Here is a 15,835-nt window from a genome sequence, read left to right on the forward strand (position 1 = left end):
CTGCTCAGCCGTAGTGCTGCAGGAGGCTCGGCACATCAATAATCAGGGCAATACGGCCATCACCGGTGATGGTGGCGCCGGCCATACCCGGCGTCCCCTGCAGGGCCCGGCCCAGAGGCTTGATCACCACCTCTTCCTGGCCAATCAACTGGTCAACCACGAAGCCGACCTGCTTGGTGCCCATGGCCACAATCACCACGTGCGCATTCTCCGGCTCGGCCTGTCCTGCCGCCCCGTGCACCAGCCAGCGCTTGATGTGAAACAGCGGGAACACTTTGTCCCGCACCACAATGCATTCTTTGCCGTCGACAATATTGGTCTTGGTCAGATCCAGGTGGAAAATCTCCACCACATTCACCAGCGGCAGCGCGAAAGACTGGTCACCGAGCATGATCATCAGCGTTGGCATAATGGCCAGAGTCAGAGGCACCTTGATGATAATGCTGGTGCCCTTGCCCTGTTCGGACATGATATTGATCTGGCCATTGAGCTGGCCGATCTTGGTTTTCACCACGTCCATACCGACACCCCGACCGGAGACATCGGAAATCTGGTCTTTGGTGGAGAAACCGGCCGCAAAAATGAGATTGAAACATTCGTTATCGGTTAGACGGTCTGCCGCATCCTGGTCGTACAGGCCCTTTTCTACCGCCTTGCGACGCAGGACATTGGGATCCATACCCGCACCGTCGTCGACGATGGACAACAATATATGGTCGCCTTCCTGCTCCGCCGACAGGGTCACGGTTCCGGCTCGGGGTTTTCCGGCCTTCTCCCTTACGTCCGGCGCTTCGACACCATGATCCACGGAGTTTCGGACCAGGTGCACAAGTGGGTCGGCCAGCGCCTCGACCAGGTTTTTATCCAGGTCGGTTTCCTCACCGTGCATCACCAGGTTCACTTCTTTTTTCAGACTCCGGGCCAGATCACGCACTACCCTCGGGAAACGGCCGAAAACTTTCTTGATCGGCTGCATCCGTGTTTGCATGACGGCAGCCTGAAGATCCGTAGTCACTACGTCGAGGTTGGCCACCGCCTTGTGCATGTGTTCGTCTTCACTTTCGGAACCCAAACGCTGCAGGCGGTTCCGCACCAGCACCAGTTCGCCCACCATGTTCATGATGTCGTCCAGGCGCTTGGTATCTACCCGAACCGTGGTTTCTCCCGCGGGTGCGGCCTCACGGGCAGGCGCGGGCGCAGAGGCCGGCTTGGCAGCGGCCTTGCTCTCGGCTTTGGCTTCTGCTTTCTTTGGTTCCGGGGCCGGTTCGGCCTTGCCGGATGGAGCAGGCGCCGGTTTGGGCTCGCTGTCGGAAGACCCGGCACTTGGGCCGGCGCCCTTGCCATGCAGTTCGTCCAGCAGGTTCTCGAATTCGTCGTCGGAAATCAGATCGGCGTCGCCGGCTGATTTTTCTGAGCCACCGCTGGTGCTGGTTTCTGCCTTGGCTGTTTCCTCTTCCGCAGGCGCGCCGGCAAACTGGCCCTTGCCGTGAAGTTGATCCAGCAGAGCCTCAAATTCGTCGTCGGTAATCTCATCACTGTCTGAGCCGCCGGCGGATTCAGCCAGAGTGCTCACCTGCTCGTTGCCGGCCGGTTTCTGGCCGTCGGATTTTTCATCCGCCAACGCGTCCAGCAACTGCTCGAATTCTTCGTCAGTGATATCGCCCTGGTCCCCTTGCTGCCCGACCTCCGCAGACGACGGCTCCGGTGCCGGGGTTGGCGCTTCCGCCGCCGGTGCATCCTCGGACTCGGGTTTGGCGAGTGCGTCCAGGGCTTCGATCAGTTCGTCCGGCGCGGGCGTCGGCTCTTCCCGGTTGCGAACTTCTTCGAACATGGCGTTAACGTTGTCCAGCGCCTCCAGAACCACGTCCATCAGTTCCGGAGTGACCTTGCGCTTGTGATTCCGGAGAATATCGAACACGTTCTCTGCAGAGTGGCAGCAGTTAACCAGTGCCTCCAGCTGAAGGAAGCCTGCGCCCCCTTTCACGGTATGGAAGCCACGGAAAATGGCGTTCAGCAGATCGCTGTCATCGGGATGCTGCTCCAGATCCACCAGCTGCTCCGACAACTTTTCGAGTATCTCGCCGGCTTCTACCAGGAAGTCCTGCAGGATCTCTTCATCAGCATCTAACGCCATGCGTCACCCTCTTTATTATCAGAATCCGAGACTGGACAGCAGATCGTCCACATCGTCCTGCCCCGAAACTACATCTTCCCGCTCATCAGCCTTAATCTGGGGCCCTACCCCTTTTTCGGCCGATTCTTCTTTTTCTTCAATCTGGTGCACCGTGCCGGTCAGCTGATCCACGTGGCTGGCCATCACCACCAGACCCAGAAGGTTGTCTTCCACCTCTTTCACCAACGCGGTGACCTTCTGGATAACCTGGCCGGTCAGATCCTGGAAGTCCTGAGCCAGCAGGATTTCCGACAGGTTCTGGTACAGACTGTCGGAGTCCGTCGTCAGGCCAGCGAAGAACTTGTCGATGCGACCATAAAGCTCCCGAAACTCCGCAGGCTCCATTTCACGACGGCGCAGACGCTGCCACTCATCCCGCAGGGCAACCGCTTCATCCCGCATGGCGTGAGCCACCGGCATGCTTTCCTCAACCAGATCCATGGTGCGGTTCGCTGCCTGGCTGGTCATCTGAACCACATAGGCCAGACGGTCAGAAGCGTCGCTCATCTTCGACAGCACTTCTTTCTGCTCGGCATTACGCGGGTCTATCTGGAAGTTCCGGATTGCCTCATGGAGGCTGCGGGTCAGTCGCCCCACTTCCCGATACAGACTCTGATCGCGAACCTCGCTCAGTTCATTGATCAGGGTCATCGCCTTGGCATAATTCCCGGCGTTTACATTCTCGGCCAGGTCGGAGGCCTGTTTTTGAAGCTTCTCCGCCACCTCCGGATCAAGGCCCTGATGGTTCTGTTTGGTATCACTCATGGCGAGCCATCCGACCTCTGGTTACTGGATTCGTTCGAAGATTTTCTCGATCTTTTCCTTCAGCACGGCTGCCGTGAAAGGCTTGACCACATACCCGTTCACCCCGGCCTGAGCCGCAGCCACGATCTGGTCCCGCTTGGCCTCTGCCGTTACCATCAGAACCGGCAGGTTCTTCAGGTTTTCATCAGCACGGACAGCCTTCAGAAGGTCAAAGCCCGACATGCCGGGCATGTTCCAGTCAGTCACCAGGAAGTCATACTTGCCGCTTCGGAGCATGGGCAACGCGGTGTTGCCATCGTCCGCTTCATCCGTATTGGTGAAGCCGAGATCTCGCAGCAGGTTTTTGATGATGCGTCGCATTGTGGAGAAGTCATCCACAATGAGAATTTTCATGTTCTTGTCCAATGGGACCTCCAGTCAGTAACACCCGGAATTCATTCAGCCTTTTGGAAGTCTAGCAGGCTGCTACCTTAAGCGCTTATTGTGTGGTGTTTGCGCACGTTGTAAAGCATCGTTTACCAAAAGCTACACAGCTTGCTGAAAGCGAAACACAGCACCTGGCCGATCAGTCGTTGTCACCATCCCGCCACTCGGCCAACCGGCTGCGAAGTCTCAACGCCGCCTGGCTGTGAATCTGGCTTACCCGGCTCTCACTGACCCCAAGCACCGCACCGATTTCCTTGAGGTTGAGCTCCTCCTGGTAATACAGGCTCAATACCAGTTTTTCACGCTCAGGCAACTGCTCAATGGCGTCTGCTAGACTGCGCTGGAAAGCGCCTGAAGCAATACCGTCCAGCGGATTATCACTCGCTTCTGCTTCTTCTATCGGCAGCTCGCCGGATTCATTGAGCTCATCAAGACTAAAAAGTCTACCGCTGTTCGCGTCGGCAAGTGAGGCATGATACTCGTCCAGACCAATGCCAAGCTCTTCAGCTACTTCGGCATCCTGGGCCTCGCGCCCGGTACGATCTTCCACTTGTTTGATAGCACTGGCGATTCGCCGGGCGTTGCGATGCACTGAGCGGGGCACCCAGTCGCCCTTGCGGATCTCATCCACCATGGCACCGCGGATGCGAATCCCTGCGTAGGTTTCAAAGGTGGCACCTTTGCCGGAAGAATAGCGCTGCGCGGCCTCCAGCAGGCCAATCATACCGGCCTGCATAAGGTCTTCCAGCTGCACTGATGGCGGCAGCCGGGCCATGAGATGAAGGGCGATTTTCTTGACCAGCGGCGCATGCTCTTCAATCAGGGCTGAAGGGCTCCTGGCGCCGGCCTGATGGTAAATTCCCAGATGTTTCGCCAATGTCATGTATCCGGTTTTCTTGTAGGACTGGATTCAGATCAGACTTCGACGAGCCGCTCCACGAAGAATTCGAGATGCCCCCTGGGAGAGGACGGCAAAGGCCAACTGTCCACTTTTTCGGCCAGAGCCCGGATAGCCAGCGAGGCTTTCGCCCTCGGATAGGCATCCAATACCGCTTTCTGTCTTTGGACGGCTTTCTTGACGGCCTCGTCGTAAGGCACGATACCTACATATTGTAGTGCCACATCCAGAAAACGCTCGGTGACCCGGGTCAGTTTTTCAAACAGATGGCGGCCTTCCTGCTCATTGCGGACCTGGTTTGCCAGGATACGGAAGCGGTTGGTGCCATAATCCCGGTTCATCAGCTTGATCAACGCGTACGCATCGGTAATGGAAGTAGGTTCGTCGCAGACCACCAGCAGAAGTTCCTGCGAGGCCCTGAGGAAGCTGACCACCGATTCAGAAATACCTGCGGCGGTATCCACAATCAGAACGTCAATCTGGTCGCCCAGCTCACTGAAAGCGTTGATCAGGCCGGCATGTTCCATGGCGCTGAGCTGGGTCATACGCTGGGTGCCGGAGGAAGCCGGTACAATCTTGATACCACCAGGGCCATTCACCAGCACGTCTTTCAGATCACAATCGCCGCTGAGTACGTCTTGAAGATTTCGATTGGCGGTAATGCCGAGCAACACATCGATGTTGGCGAGCCCGAGATCCGCGTCCAGCAAGACAACCCGGCGCCCCTTCTGGGCCAGGGCGATACCGAGATTGACCGAAACATTGCTCTTGCCGACACCGCCCTTGCCGCCGGAAACCGCAATCACCTGAACCGGATGTGGTCTGCTCATACTGTTATCAGTCTCTTACTACGTTCTTGTACGGGCACGCGTGCCGGTGTTTTATTCTGGTCGCCAACGAGGCTCAGGCACCTTCGGCGACTGTCTGTGCGCTCTGCACGGCCTTAAGCCGTTCTACGCCCAGGCGCACTAACGGAATGGCCTCCGCCCTCTGGAGATCTTCCGGTATCTTCTGGCCATCGGTGTACCAGGCCACCGGTAAGCTGGTCTCCATAACGAACCCGAGCGCTTCGCCCAGGGTCAGGGCCTCATCAATCTTGGTCATGATGCAGCCTGCAAGGTTTGCCATCTTATAGCAATGCCACACGGATTTCATGATACGAGGCTGACTGGTGGCGGAGACCACCAGATGTGTACGGATATTGTGATCGCTGCGAGCCAACTCCGCCAGTTGTTCCTGGTAACCGCGGTCGGCACTGGTCAGGCCGGCAGTGTCAATCAGCACCAGGTGTCGATCCGATAACTCATCAAGAATGTCATCCAGGGAATGGCTCTCATCCACCACACGCACGGGCACATTCAGGATGCGGCCGAACACGAAGAGCTGCTCATGAGCGGCCACACGATAGCGGTCGGTGGTCACCAGGGCCAACGAATCCGGACCATGCTCAAGGACGTAGCGGGCCGCCAGCTTGCCAATGGTGGTGGTTTTGCCAGACCCGGTTGGCCCGACCAGGGCATAGATACCGCCGGCATCAAGCCAGTCTTCGCGACCGGTACGAACGCCGGTCGCCAGCATTTTCAGTGACTGCTTCCAGCCGTCCTCCAGACGCCCGGCCCGGTGCCGACGGGACAGAGAGCCGGCCAGCTCCGCGCCCAAACCGAACTCCTGCAGGCGCTCGGCCAATCGTTGCTGAACTGCGCTGTTGCCGGTCGGCGTGGCAGTTGCAGCCTTACCACTGACCAGATCACGCAGAGAGCTGATTTCGGCACGCATACTGGCCAGTTCATCGGCATAGCCACCGGCGCCGGATTCGCTACCCGCAAACGGCTTTGCCACTGTTACATCACTGGGACGTGACGCCGGAAAATCGGCCGCCTCGAAAGACAAGGACGACGCCGCGCCACCTGAGGCGCCACTTCCTGCGCGCTTTTCCCGAACCTCACGAATGCGACTGCGGGACCGGTTCAGCTCATCTTCCAGCCGACGATGCTGCTCGGCCTGCATCTCTGCCAGCCGGGAGCCGTTGGTGGCTTCAACCGCCCTATCGCCAAGACGCTGACGCGCCATGTTTTCGTCGTAGTCGAGTGCCGTCACGATCTCAACACCACCATCAACCCGGCGGTTAGACAGAATAACGGCATCCGGCCCCATTTCGTGGCTTACCTGCTTCAGGGCCTCAGCCATGGACTGCGCAAAAAACCGTTTTACTTTCATGCTGTTTCATCCTCCCACCGGCAAGCACTCTGGCTCCCCGCGATGCTCCGTCGGTTTATTGACCCACAGAAGCGACTATCGTGATCTGTTTGTTATCCGGGATTTCCTGGTAAGAGAGCACATGCAAACGCTCTACCCCGTAGCTGGCAAACTTCGCCAGTACTGGCCGCAAGGGCCCCGAAACCAGCAGGATGGCGGGCTTGCCGAGCATTTCCTGGCGCTGCACGCTGTCCTGAAGGGATCGTTGCAGCTTTTCCACCATGTTGGGCTCAAGCACCAGACCAATGTCATCCTGACCGCCGGATTGTTGACTCTGCTGAACAGACTTCAGCAATAACTGTTCCAGGTCTGGATCCAACGTGATAACAGGGATTTCGGCGTCGTTGCCACAAATACTCTGAACAATCATCCGGCGCAGCGCCTGGCGGGCTACCGTGGTCAGTACTTTCGGGTCCTGACTCTTTGGATGCACGTTCACGATGGCCTCGGCAATGGAGCGCATATCCCGCACCGGCACTTCTTCTTTCAACAGGTTCTGCAAAACTTTCAACAGGATGCTGATGGAAATCGTGGTCGGCACCAGTTCCTCCGCCAGCTTGGGCGAAATCTTCTCCAACTGGTCCAGCCACTTCTGGGCTTCTTCGTGGCCAATCAGTTCATGAGCGTGTTTCTGCAGGATCTGATTCAGATGTGTCGCCACCACGGTACTCGCATCCACCACGGTGTAACCCAGGGTCTGGGCCTGATCCTTCCTGTCGGACTCAATCCAGATGGCGTCCAGGCCGAAGGCGGGGTCCTTGCCGGCAATGCCTTCAACTTTGCCAAACACCTGCCCCGGATCAATGGCCAGCTCCCGCTCCGGATGGATCTCGGCCTCGGCAATGGTCACGCCCATCAGGGTAATCCGGTAGACGTTCGGCATAAGATCCAGGTTGTCGCGAATGTGCACCGAGGGCATGAGGAAGCCCAGATCCTGCGAAAGCTTCTTACGAACCCCTTTGATCCGACTGAGCAATTGTCCACCCTGGGATTTGTCTACCAGCGGAATCAGGCGGTAGCCCACTTCCAGCCCGACAATGTCCACCGTGGCCACGTCATCCCATCCGAGCTCGCGGGTTTCCCCCGGCGCCGGCAGTGCCTGCCCCTCGCCGCCCGGACGATCCGGAGAAATTTCCGCACCCTGCCGGGCCGCACCACCCGCCATGCCGCCACGGCCAACAAAGCCACCTTCATCTTCAACCGTTTGCTGCTGTTTCTTCCAGATAAACCAGGCTGCGCCGGCGGCCAGCAAACCAAGGCCGAGAAACGCGATGTGGGGCATGCCCGGAATCAGGCCCAGCAGAATAAGGATACCCGCCGCAATACCCAACGCCTTGGGAGCGCTGAACATCTGCTGAATGATCTGGCCACCCATGTCCTGGCTGGACGTTACCCGGGTAACCATGATGGCGGCCGACGTGGAGAGCAACAGCGAGGGAATCTGGGCCACCAGACCATCACCGATGGTCAGCAGAGCATAACGCTCCATTGCCAGACCAAAATCCAACCCGTGCTGCATCATGCCGATAGCCACACCACCAACGATGTTGATGGCCAGAATCAGCAAACCGGCAACAGCATCGCCTTTCACGAACTTCGAGGCACCGTCCATGGAACCGTAAAAATCGGCTTCCTGGGCGATTTCCGAACGGCGATGCTTGGCCTCGTCCTGATTGATCAGCCCGGCATTCAGATCGGCATCAATCGCCATCTGCTTGCCAGGCATGGCATCCAGAGTGAAGCGGGCACTGACCTCAGACACCCGGCCGGCACCTTTGGTGACAACCAGAAAGTTGATGATCATAAGGATGGCGAAAACCACCAGACCAACAGCGTAGTTTCCCCCAATCAGGACTTCACCAAAGGACTCGATGACCTTACCGGCAGCATCGCCGCCCTCATGGCCGTTCAGCAATACAATCCGGGTGGACGCCACGTTCAGGCCCAGGCGCAACAGGGTGGCCACCAGCAATACCGTGGGGAAGGAGGCAAATTCCATCGGCCGCATGGCGTACACGCAGACCAGCAGAATGACGATGGACAGAGTGATGTTGAAGGTGAAGAACACATCCAGCAGGAACGCCGGCATGGGCAGAATCATCATGCCAAGCAGCCCCATCAGCATCAGGGGGATGCCGAGGTTCCCCCGCGTCAGGGATTTGACGTTGTTAAGGACTAGAGCTCTGTCCATGCCGGGTCTGTCTCCACGTATATGTGCCTGCGGGCATTTTCCGGGTCGAAAATCTGACACCAGGGGTCGCTTTCCGGGTGGTATCGCAAGAACCGTACCAGCCCTTGCAAAATTTGACGTCTGAGCACCGTTCAACGCCTGACGCAGCGGCCCAGATACGGTATCCTTTCGCCATTTGCACTATCCCGATTCAAGCCAGAAACCCGAACACACAGGTGACCCCATGCCGATCCACGAAGTGAAGCACCCTCTGATCCGCCACAAGCTCGGCCTCATGCGCCGCGCCGACATCAGTACCAAAAACTTCCGAGAGCTGGCACAGGAAGTTGGCGCGCTGCTGACTTACGAGGCCACCAAAGACTTCAATCTTCAGGAAAAAACCATTGAGGGCTGGGCAGGCCCGGTCTCCGTGGAGCAGATCCACGGCAAGAAGGTAACCATCGTGCCCATCCTCCGTGCCGGTCTGGGCATGCTGGACGGTGTCCTGAGCCTGATTCCGGTGGCCCGGGTGAGCGTGGTTGGCCAGATCCGCAACGAAGACACCCTTGAAGCGGAAACCTACCTGGAAAAACTGGTAGGCGAGCTGGATCAGCGCATGGCCCTGATCATCGATCCGATGCTGGCTACCGGCGGCTCAATGATTTCCACCATCGATTTGCTCAAAAAGGCCGGTAGCACCGAAATCCGGGCTCTGGTTCTGGTGGCTGCGCCGGAGGGCGTGGAAAAGGTTCTGGAAAAACACCCGGACGTGTCCATCTACACCGCATCGGTGGATGAGCGCCTGAACGAGAAAGGCTACATTCTGCCGGGCCTGGGTGATGCCGGCGACAAGATCTTCGGCACCAAGCAGAAGGACGTCTGAGCATGCAGGACCATAACAACGATCCGGTCTGGAAACAGGCTATTGCCGGTTCCCAGATGCTGCTGGTGGCTTTTGGCGCCCTGGTACTGATGCCACTGATTACCGGCCTGGACCCGAACGTCGCGCTGTTCACTGCCGGCCTGGGCACTCTTATCTTTCACATTGTGACCGGTGGCCAGATCCCGATTTTCCTGGCTTCATCGTTCGCGTTCATCGCGCCCGTGCTGGCCTCCAAAGGCCGCTTTGGCCTGGAAGAAACCCTCGGTGGCCTGATGGCCGCAGGCATTCTATATATCATTCTGTCCGGGGCGATTCGCCTGCGTGGCACCGGCTTCATTACCCGGCTGCTGCCTCCGGTGGTGATTGCACCGGTCATCATGACCATCGGCCTGGGGTTGGCTCCGGTAGCAGTGTTTATGGCTACGGGCAAAACCGGTGACGGCCAGACTCAGCTGGTGCCCTACAACACTGCCATATGGATTGCCATGATCTCTCTGGCCGTGACCATCATCATGTCGGTCTGGGCCAAGGGCATTTTCCGACTGATCCCGATCATGTTTGGTGTCCTCGTGGGTTACCTTCTCTCTGCCATCATGGGCATTGTTGACACAACGCCGATCCAGCAGGCTGAGTGGCTGGCAATGCCAAACTTCGTAGCACCGGCGTTCAGCTGGGGCGCTATCCTGTTCATGATTCCGGTCGCCATCGCACCGGCCATTGAACACATCGGCGACGTTCTGGCCATCGGTAACGTTACCCGCAAGAACTATCTGGAAAAACCGGGCTTGCACCGTACCCTGCTGGGTGATGGTCTGGCCACCAGCGCTGCCTCGCTGCTTGGCGGTCCTCCCAACACCACGTATTCCGAGGTAACCGGTGCGGTGATGCTGACCAAGAACTTCAACCCGAAAGTTATGTGGTGGGCGGCGGTGGTTGCCATTGTTCTGGCGTTTGTCGGCAAGTTCGGCGCCGCGTTGCAGACCATTCCGGTACCGGTTATGGGCGGCATCCTCTGCCTGCTGTTCGGTTCAATCGCCGTTGTGGGCCTGAATACCCTGATCCGACATCAGGTGGATCTGTCCCAGTCCCGTAATCTGGTGATCGTAGGCGTGACCCTGGTCTTTGGTATCGGCAACATGGCGCTGGGCCAACTGGAAGGCATCGCCCTGTGCGCAGTGGTTGCCATCATCCTTAACCTGATCCTGCCGGGCGAACGGGAAGCCTGGGGCAAGCGGATTCACGAGCACGAATCCAGCTGACCCCGCGGAAAGCAATATCCTGCCTCTATTCCGGTTCGCCGGAATAGAGGGCTTCAGATATCACGCCGCATATCGGGCGGAATCGGGAAGTCCGGCATGCCGGGCTTCGGCCCCCGGCCCTTGCGGAACTGACGCAGCTGGAAGACGTAGGCCAGCACCTGAGCAATGGCCATGTACAGGCCGTCCGGAATCTCTTCACCAATATCGGTATTGTGATACACCGCCCGTGTCAGTGGCGGTGTTCGCAGGACCTCGACCTTGTTCTCCCTGGCAATTTCCATAATCTTGAAGGCCACCTCGTCTGCCCCCTTGGCCACCACCACTGGCGCGCCCATGGTTTTCTGATCGTACTTCAATGCCACGGCATAGTGGGTCGGGTTGGTAATCACCACATCGGCCTTGGGAACATCCTGCATCATCCGGCGTTGGGCCATCTCCCGCTGGAGCTGGCGAATCTTGCCTTTGACCTCCGGCTTGCCCTCGGTGTCCTTGTACTCGTCCTTGACCTCCTGCTTGGTCATACGGAGCTTTTTCTGGTGATCGTAGATCTGGAAAGGCACATCGATGGCGGCAATGGCAATGGTGGCGCAGGACAGGAAGAAGAAGCTCCAGCCCAGCGTCCACAGCACGTGCTCCATGGCAGGTACGGTCGGCTCTTCGGCAATCGCAAGCAAGTCTTCGGTGCGAAGGTTCAGAATCAGGATGGCGACCGCCATCACCAGGCCCACCTTGGCAATCGCCTTAACCAGCTCGATAAGGGAGCGCATGGAGAACATTCGTCCCAGGCCCTTGATCGGATCCATCCGGTTGAATTTCGGTGCGATGGCCTTGGCACTGAACAGCAGACCGCCGATGCCAATGGAGCCGGCAATGGCGGCAATCAGCAACATCACCAGTATCGGTGACAGTGCCCAGGCCGCCTCTTTGGCTGCCAGTATCAGCTGAACACTCATATGCCGGGTATCAAAAATCGCAGAGCGCTCGATTACGAAGGAGTCGCGCATGATGGACTCAATAGATGCGCCAAGCGACGTACCAAAAATCAGAAGCCCGCCAGCACCGGCCAGCAATACCGCCATGGTGGCGAGTTCCTTGGAACGGGCCGTCTGGCCTTCCTCCTTGGCCTTCTCCAGGCGTCGGGGGGTAGGCTCTTCGGTTTTTTCCTGACTGTTGTCGTTCTCTTCGGCCATGGTCAGGGTTGCCCTTGCAGAGCGCGCATGAAATCAAACGTTTCCCGCGTGGACTGATCGAAGTGTGGCAGGAAATTGGCGTGTAAGACCCAGATAGCAAACAACCCAAAAATCAGGCCAATCGGAAAGCCGAGGGCGAAGATGTTCATCTGAGGCGCCGCACGGGTCATTACACCGAAAGAGATGTTCACAATCAGGACCGCAGTCACGGCCGGCAATGCCAGCAACATAGCAGAGGCAAACATCCATGAAATGCGATGGGCCAGCGCCCACACACCATCCTGCCCCAGCCCCTCCAGGCCAATAGGCAAGGTATAGAAACTCTCGATGAACACCTCGAAGGCCACCAGATGGCCATTCATCACCAGAAACAGCAAAGTAATGGTGATGGTGTAGATCTGAGCCAGCACTGGCACGTTAACACCATTGGCGGGGTCTACCATGGAGGCAAAGCCCAGGCCCATCTGCATGGCAATCATCTGCCCGGCGATCACAAACAACTGCCAGAGTGCGGTCAGCGCGAAGCCCAGGCCGATACCAATCAGGATCTGCTGCAGCGTGATGACGACCGCGTCGGCACTAAGCGCTTCCACCTGGGGAACGGGAGGGATCATGGGCACAATCAGGATCGTCATCAGTAGCGCCAGCCCCAGCCGCACCCTCGCCGGCACCAGTTGAGTACCGAAAATAGGGATGACCATGAGAAAACTGGCCAGCCGGAACAATGGCCAGATATGCTGCCCCACCCACTGGCCGATCAGATCTGCACTGAACTCCGCCGGCAGCATGGGCTCAGCCGATCAGATAGGGAATGCGGGAGATCAGCCCGTTGGCGTGGTCCAGCAAGGTGGTCAGCATCCAGGGCCCGGCGGCAATGATCACGATCAGTGTGATCAGGAGGCGAGGCAGGAAACTGAGGGTCTGTTCGTTGATTTGGGTAGCAGCCTGGAAGGTACTGACCACAAGACCAATTGCCAGCCCCGGCCCGATGATGACGGCAGACAGCAAAACAATCAGCCAGAGCGCTTCTCGCAGTATGTCGATAACCGTTTCCGGAGTCATGATACCTCCTAGATCCCGTAACTGGCGGCCAGGGTTCCCATGATCAGGGCCCAGCCATCCACCAGCACAAACAGCATGATTTTAAACGGCAGCGAGATGATAATGGGTGACAGCATCATCATACCCATGGCCATCAGAACACTGGCCACCACCATGTCGATGATCAGGAATGGTATAAACAGAATAAACCCGATCTGGAACGCCGTCTTCAGTTCACTGGTGACAAACGCTGGCATCAGAATCCAGAAAGACACGTCCTGCGGTGTTTCATACTGAACATCGGCAATCCTCATGAACAGCGCCAGGTCATCTTCTCGAGTCTGTTCCAGCATAAACTTCCGAAACGGCTGGCTGGCCAGTTCCACCGCCTCCAGTGAAGTCACCTCTTCCTGCAGGTATGGTTGCAGGCCCACCCGGTTCGCCTCTTCCAGCACCGGCTTCATGATAAAAATGCTCAGAAACAGCGCCAGCCCCAGCAAGATCTGGTTGGAGGGTGTGGCCTGTAGCCCCAGAGCCTGACGAAGAATCGCAAAGACCACGATGATCCGGGTAAACGAGGTCATCATCATCAGCATGGCCGGCAGGAAAGTCAGCGCGGTCATCAACGCCAGGATCTGCAGGGTTACCGAGTACTCCTCGGTGCCGTTCTCGCCGGGCTCAACCGTAAATGCCGGAATGCCGGGCAGATCAGCCTGGGCCAGGGCGGGAAGACAAAGGCCGGCAATCAGCGCAAGCCAGGGAAAACCGCGTTTGAGAATGGCCACCACCATGACGTTAGTCTTTCCTCTCTGGCGCTGACCAGGATTTGCCAATCATGGACTGCAGCTTGCGGGCGAAGTCACTGGAGCCGGCATTGCCGGCATCCACCACCGGCTGGTCAAATACATGCAGGGTCCTGATCGTGCTGGGAGTAATGCCAAGCAGAATCTGCTGCTGACCCACTTCCACCAGCGCAATACGTTCCCTGGCACCGATGGCCAGCACAGACACCACCTTGATAGCGTTGTTGTTCATACCGGTCATGCCGCCCATCCGACGGATCAGCCAGGCACAACCGTAAATGATGGCCACCACCGCCAACAGGCCCGCTCCCAGGCTCAGTATCGTCGCTACAGTATCCGGGGCACGCCCGCCAGAGGCAGCGGTATCTCCCGCCTTTGCCGCTTCCTCAGCCAACAGCGGCAACGGTGCCCAAAGCAGCAACCAGCCAATCAGTCTTGCCATATTATTTCTGCAGCCGTTTGATTCGCTCACCCGGGCTGATAACGTCCGTCAGCCGGATACCGAACTTCTCATTCACCATGACCACCTCACCGTGGGCGATCAGGGTGCCATTGACCAGCACATCCAGTGGCTCGCCCGCCAGCCGATCCAGTTCGATCACCGAGCCCTGGTTCAGCTGGAGCAGATTGCGTATCGGAATCTGGGTGTTGCCCACTTCCATGGAGATGGTGACGGGGATATCCAGGATCACGTCGATGTCCGGAGACTCGCCACCACCAGCGCCCTGATCCGCACCAAACTCCTCCATGGGAGCGGTGCGCACGTCCTGGTGTTCCGCTTCAGGTTGGTCGTCGCCACCTTCAGCCTCAGCCATAGCCGCTGCCCACTCGTCTTCCCGGGAGCCCTCTGCATCGCCAGACTCGTCCATTGCCGCTTCCCACTCGGCCGCCAGCTTTTCGTCTTCGCTGAGTTCCTGCTCGTCTTTCTTGTCGTCGTCAGCCATTGCGTCCCACCTTCAGTTGTTTCTTTACCTTGGGCAACTTGGCCCGGTCGTGAATCCTCAGCGCCAGCTTACCGTCGCGGGTGCCCAGCGTTGCCTTGTAGATTGGAATACCATTGGCGGTCACCGTCAGGTGCTCGGGAATTTCTACCGGAATCACATCGCCGGCTTTCATCCGGGCAATGTCGCGCAAAGAGATGCGGCGCCGGCAGACGGTGGTATTGATGGGCACATTGACCTCTTTGATGTCCTCCTGCAAGGCGTTTACCCAGCGTTCGTCGACATCATCAATATCACTCTGCACACCCGCATCCAGCACATCGCGGATTGGCTCAATCATCGAGTACGGCAGTGCAAAATGAAGTTCGCCGCCCCCCCCATCGAGTTCAATATGGAAGGTACTGACCACCACCACTTCGCTCGGGCTGACGATGTTGGCCATGGCCGGGTTGACTTCCGAACTGAGGTATTCGAATTCCACCTGCAAGACCGCATGCCAGGCTTCTTTCATGTCGTGGAAGACCTGATTCAGCACCATTTGCACAATGCGGGTTTCGGTAGGGGTGAATTCCCGGCCCTCGATCTTGGCATGGCGACCCTCACCACCGAAGAAGTTGTCCACCAGTTTGAACACCAGCTTGGCATCCAGCACGAACAGGGATGTACCGCGTAACGGGCGAACCTTGCACAGGTTAAGGCTGGTGGGCACATACAGGGTATGGATGTACTCACCGAATTTCATGATCTGGACACCGCCGGTGGAGACATCGGCATTGCGGCGCAGCAGGTTAAACAGACTGATACGGGTATAGCGGGCAAAACGCTCGTTGATCATCTCGAGCGTTGGCATGCGGCCACGGACGATCCGATCCTGGCTGGCGAGGTCGTAGTTCTTTACGCCGGTATCATCGGTCTCTTCATAGGTATCGATGTCACCATCATCCACCCCGTGGAGGAGGGCATCGATCTCGTCCTGTGACAGTAAATCCTGCATACCTGTTCCTGCCCCTAATGTTGGTTATCCGCCCGG

Annotated in this window: 16 protein-coding genes; 2 read left to right on the top strand and 14 right to left on the bottom strand. The window is 57.9% G+C overall.

Translation table 11 applies throughout. From position 1 onward, the window contains the following. Positions 1–4: 4 nt before the first annotated feature. The 7 genes from JIF53_RS08270 to flhA form a co-directional block, all read right to left on the bottom strand. Positions 5–2,134, bottom strand: a complete 2,130-nt coding sequence (locus tag JIF53_RS08270) for a chemotaxis protein CheA (protein ID WP_199452232.1) — start codon at positions 2,132–2,134, stop codon at positions 5–7. Between the two features lie 18 nt (positions 2,135–2,152). Then, positions 2,153–2,938, bottom strand: a complete 786-nt coding sequence (locus JIF53_RS08275) for a protein phosphatase CheZ (RefSeq protein ID WP_011785447.1) — start codon at positions 2,936–2,938, stop codon at positions 2,153–2,155. Positions 2,939–2,959: 21 nt separating this feature from the next. After that, positions 2,960–3,343 carry a chemotaxis response regulator CheY gene (gene cheY, locus JIF53_RS08280; protein ID WP_011785448.1) on the bottom strand — a complete coding sequence of 128 codons (384 nt, stop codon included), beginning with the start codon at positions 3,341–3,343 and terminating at the stop codon, positions 2,960–2,962. A 160-nt stretch (positions 3,344–3,503) separates the two neighbouring features. Continuing rightward, positions 3,504–4,247, bottom strand: coding sequence for an RNA polymerase sigma factor FliA (locus JIF53_RS08285; protein ID WP_023010591.1), 744 nt, complete (start codon positions 4,245–4,247; stop codon positions 3,504–3,506). A 32-nt stretch (positions 4,248–4,279) separates the two neighbouring features. Further along, positions 4,280–5,092, bottom strand: coding sequence for a MinD/ParA family protein (locus JIF53_RS08290; protein WP_011785450.1), 813 nt, complete (start codon positions 5,090–5,092; stop codon positions 4,280–4,282). Between the two features lie 73 nt (positions 5,093–5,165). Then, positions 5,166–6,479, bottom strand: a complete 1,314-nt coding sequence (gene flhF / locus JIF53_RS08295) for a flagellar biosynthesis protein FlhF (RefSeq protein WP_153740452.1) — start codon at positions 6,477–6,479, stop codon at positions 5,166–5,168. A 55-nt stretch (positions 6,480–6,534) separates the two neighbouring features. Next, positions 6,535–8,709 (bottom strand): flagellar biosynthesis protein FlhA, encoded by a 2,175-nt coding sequence (gene flhA / locus JIF53_RS08300; RefSeq protein ID WP_036148968.1) that lies wholly within the window; start codon positions 8,707–8,709, stop codon positions 6,535–6,537. A 223-nt stretch (positions 8,710–8,932) separates the two neighbouring features. On the opposite strand from flhA, the gene upp reads away from it, so the two are divergent. Both upp and JIF53_RS08310 read left to right on the top strand, forming a co-directional pair. Next, positions 8,933–9,571 (top strand): uracil phosphoribosyltransferase, encoded by a 639-nt coding sequence (gene upp / locus JIF53_RS08305; RefSeq protein ID WP_011785453.1) that lies wholly within the window; start codon positions 8,933–8,935, stop codon positions 9,569–9,571. A 2-nt stretch (positions 9,572–9,573) separates the two neighbouring features. Further along, positions 9,574–10,830 carry a uracil-xanthine permease family protein gene (locus JIF53_RS08310; RefSeq protein ID WP_011785454.1) on the top strand — a complete coding sequence of 419 codons (1,257 nt, stop codon included), beginning with the start codon at positions 9,574–9,576 and terminating at the stop codon, positions 10,828–10,830. 53 nt (positions 10,831–10,883) lie between these two features. On the opposite strand, the gene flhB is transcribed toward JIF53_RS08310, so the two are convergent. Genes flhB through fliM form a run of 7 tightly spaced genes read right to left on the bottom strand, consistent with a single transcriptional unit; the run spans position 10,884 to position 15,799 of the window. Next, positions 10,884–12,020, bottom strand: a complete 1,137-nt coding sequence (gene flhB / locus JIF53_RS08315) for a flagellar biosynthesis protein FlhB (RefSeq protein ID WP_011785455.1) — start codon at positions 12,018–12,020, stop codon at positions 10,884–10,886. Positions 12,021–12,022: 2 nt separating this feature from the next. Then, entirely contained in the window at positions 12,023–12,808 is a 786-nt protein-coding gene (gene fliR / locus JIF53_RS08320) for a flagellar biosynthetic protein FliR (RefSeq protein ID WP_199452233.1), read from the bottom strand. Between the two features lie 4 nt (positions 12,809–12,812). Beyond that, positions 12,813–13,082 carry a flagellar biosynthesis protein FliQ gene (gene fliQ, locus JIF53_RS08325; protein ID WP_014421042.1) on the bottom strand — a complete coding sequence of 90 codons (270 nt, stop codon included), beginning with the start codon at positions 13,080–13,082 and terminating at the stop codon, positions 12,813–12,815. A gap of 8 nt (positions 13,083–13,090) precedes the next feature. Further along, positions 13,091–13,852: a flagellar type III secretion system pore protein FliP gene (gene fliP / locus JIF53_RS08330; RefSeq protein WP_011785458.1), complete on the bottom strand. Its 762-nt coding sequence runs from the start codon at positions 13,850–13,852 to the stop codon at positions 13,091–13,093. Positions 13,853–13,856: 4 nt separating this feature from the next. Continuing rightward, entirely contained in the window at positions 13,857–14,306 is a 450-nt protein-coding gene (gene fliO / locus JIF53_RS08335; RefSeq protein ID WP_199452234.1) for a flagellar biosynthetic protein FliO, read from the bottom strand. Position 14,307: 1 nt separating this feature from the next. After that, the gene (gene fliN / locus JIF53_RS08340; protein WP_023009861.1) at positions 14,308–14,808 is read right to left on the bottom strand and encodes a flagellar motor switch protein FliN; all 501 of its coding nucleotides are present in this window, start codon (positions 14,806–14,808) and stop codon (positions 14,308–14,310) included. Continuing rightward, positions 14,801–15,799, bottom strand: coding sequence for a flagellar motor switch protein FliM (fliM, locus tag JIF53_RS08345; RefSeq protein ID WP_011785461.1), 999 nt, complete (start codon positions 15,797–15,799; stop codon positions 14,801–14,803). Before fliM ends, fliN begins: the two co-directional genes overlap by 8 nt. Positions 15,800–15,835 lie beyond the last annotated feature (36 nt).

It is taken from the genome of Marinobacter sp. bablab_jr008 (genome assembly GCF_016464145.1).
In the GTDB taxonomy this organism is placed as follows: domain Bacteria; phylum Pseudomonadota; class Gammaproteobacteria; order Pseudomonadales; family Oleiphilaceae; genus Marinobacter; species Marinobacter nauticus.

Bases quoted from the DNA above. Each gene is read 5' to 3' on its own strand.
- JIF53_RS08270 (WP_199452232.1), bottom strand. From the start codon at position 2,134: ATGGCGTTAGATGCTGATGAAGAGATCCTGCAGGACTTCCTGGTAGAA.
- JIF53_RS08275 (WP_011785447.1), bottom strand. From the start codon at position 2,938: ATGAGTGATACCAAACAGAACCATCAGGGCCTTGATCCGGAGGTGGCG.
- JIF53_RS08285 (WP_023010591.1), bottom strand. From the start codon at position 4,247: ATGACATTGGCGAAACATCTGGGAATTTACCATCAGGCCGGCGCCAGG.
- JIF53_RS08290 (WP_011785450.1), bottom strand. From the start codon at position 5,092: ATGAGCAGACCACATCCGGTTCAGGTGATTGCGGTTTCCGGCGGCAAG.
- flhF (WP_153740452.1), bottom strand. From the start codon at position 6,479: ATGAAAGTAAAACGGTTTTTTGCGCAGTCCATGGCTGAGGCCCTGAAG.
- flhA (WP_036148968.1), bottom strand. From the start codon at position 8,709: ATGGACAGAGCTCTAGTCCTTAACAACGTCAAATCCCTGACGCGGGGG.
- upp (WP_011785453.1), top strand. From the start codon at position 8,933: ATGCCGATCCACGAAGTGAAGCACCCTCTGATCCGCCACAAGCTCGGC.
- JIF53_RS08310 (WP_011785454.1), top strand. From the start codon at position 9,574: ATGCAGGACCATAACAACGATCCGGTCTGGAAACAGGCTATTGCCGGT.
- flhB (WP_011785455.1), bottom strand. From the start codon at position 12,020: ATGGCCGAAGAGAACGACAACAGTCAGGAAAAAACCGAAGAGCCTACC.
- fliR (WP_199452233.1), bottom strand. From the start codon at position 12,808: ATGCTGCCGGCGGAGTTCAGTGCAGATCTGATCGGCCAGTGGGTGGGG.
- fliQ (WP_014421042.1), bottom strand. From the start codon at position 13,082: ATGACTCCGGAAACGGTTATCGACATACTGCGAGAAGCGCTCTGGCTG.
- fliP (WP_011785458.1), bottom strand. From the start codon at position 13,852: ATGGTGGTGGCCATTCTCAAACGCGGTTTTCCCTGGCTTGCGCTGATT.
- fliO (WP_199452234.1), bottom strand. From the start codon at position 14,306: ATGGCAAGACTGATTGGCTGGTTGCTGCTTTGGGCACCGTTGCCGCTG.
- fliN (WP_023009861.1), bottom strand. From the start codon at position 14,808: ATGGCTGACGACGACAAGAAAGACGAGCAGGAACTCAGCGAAGACGAA.
- fliM (WP_011785461.1), bottom strand. From the start codon at position 15,799: ATGCAGGATTTACTGTCACAGGACGAGATCGATGCCCTCCTCCACGGG.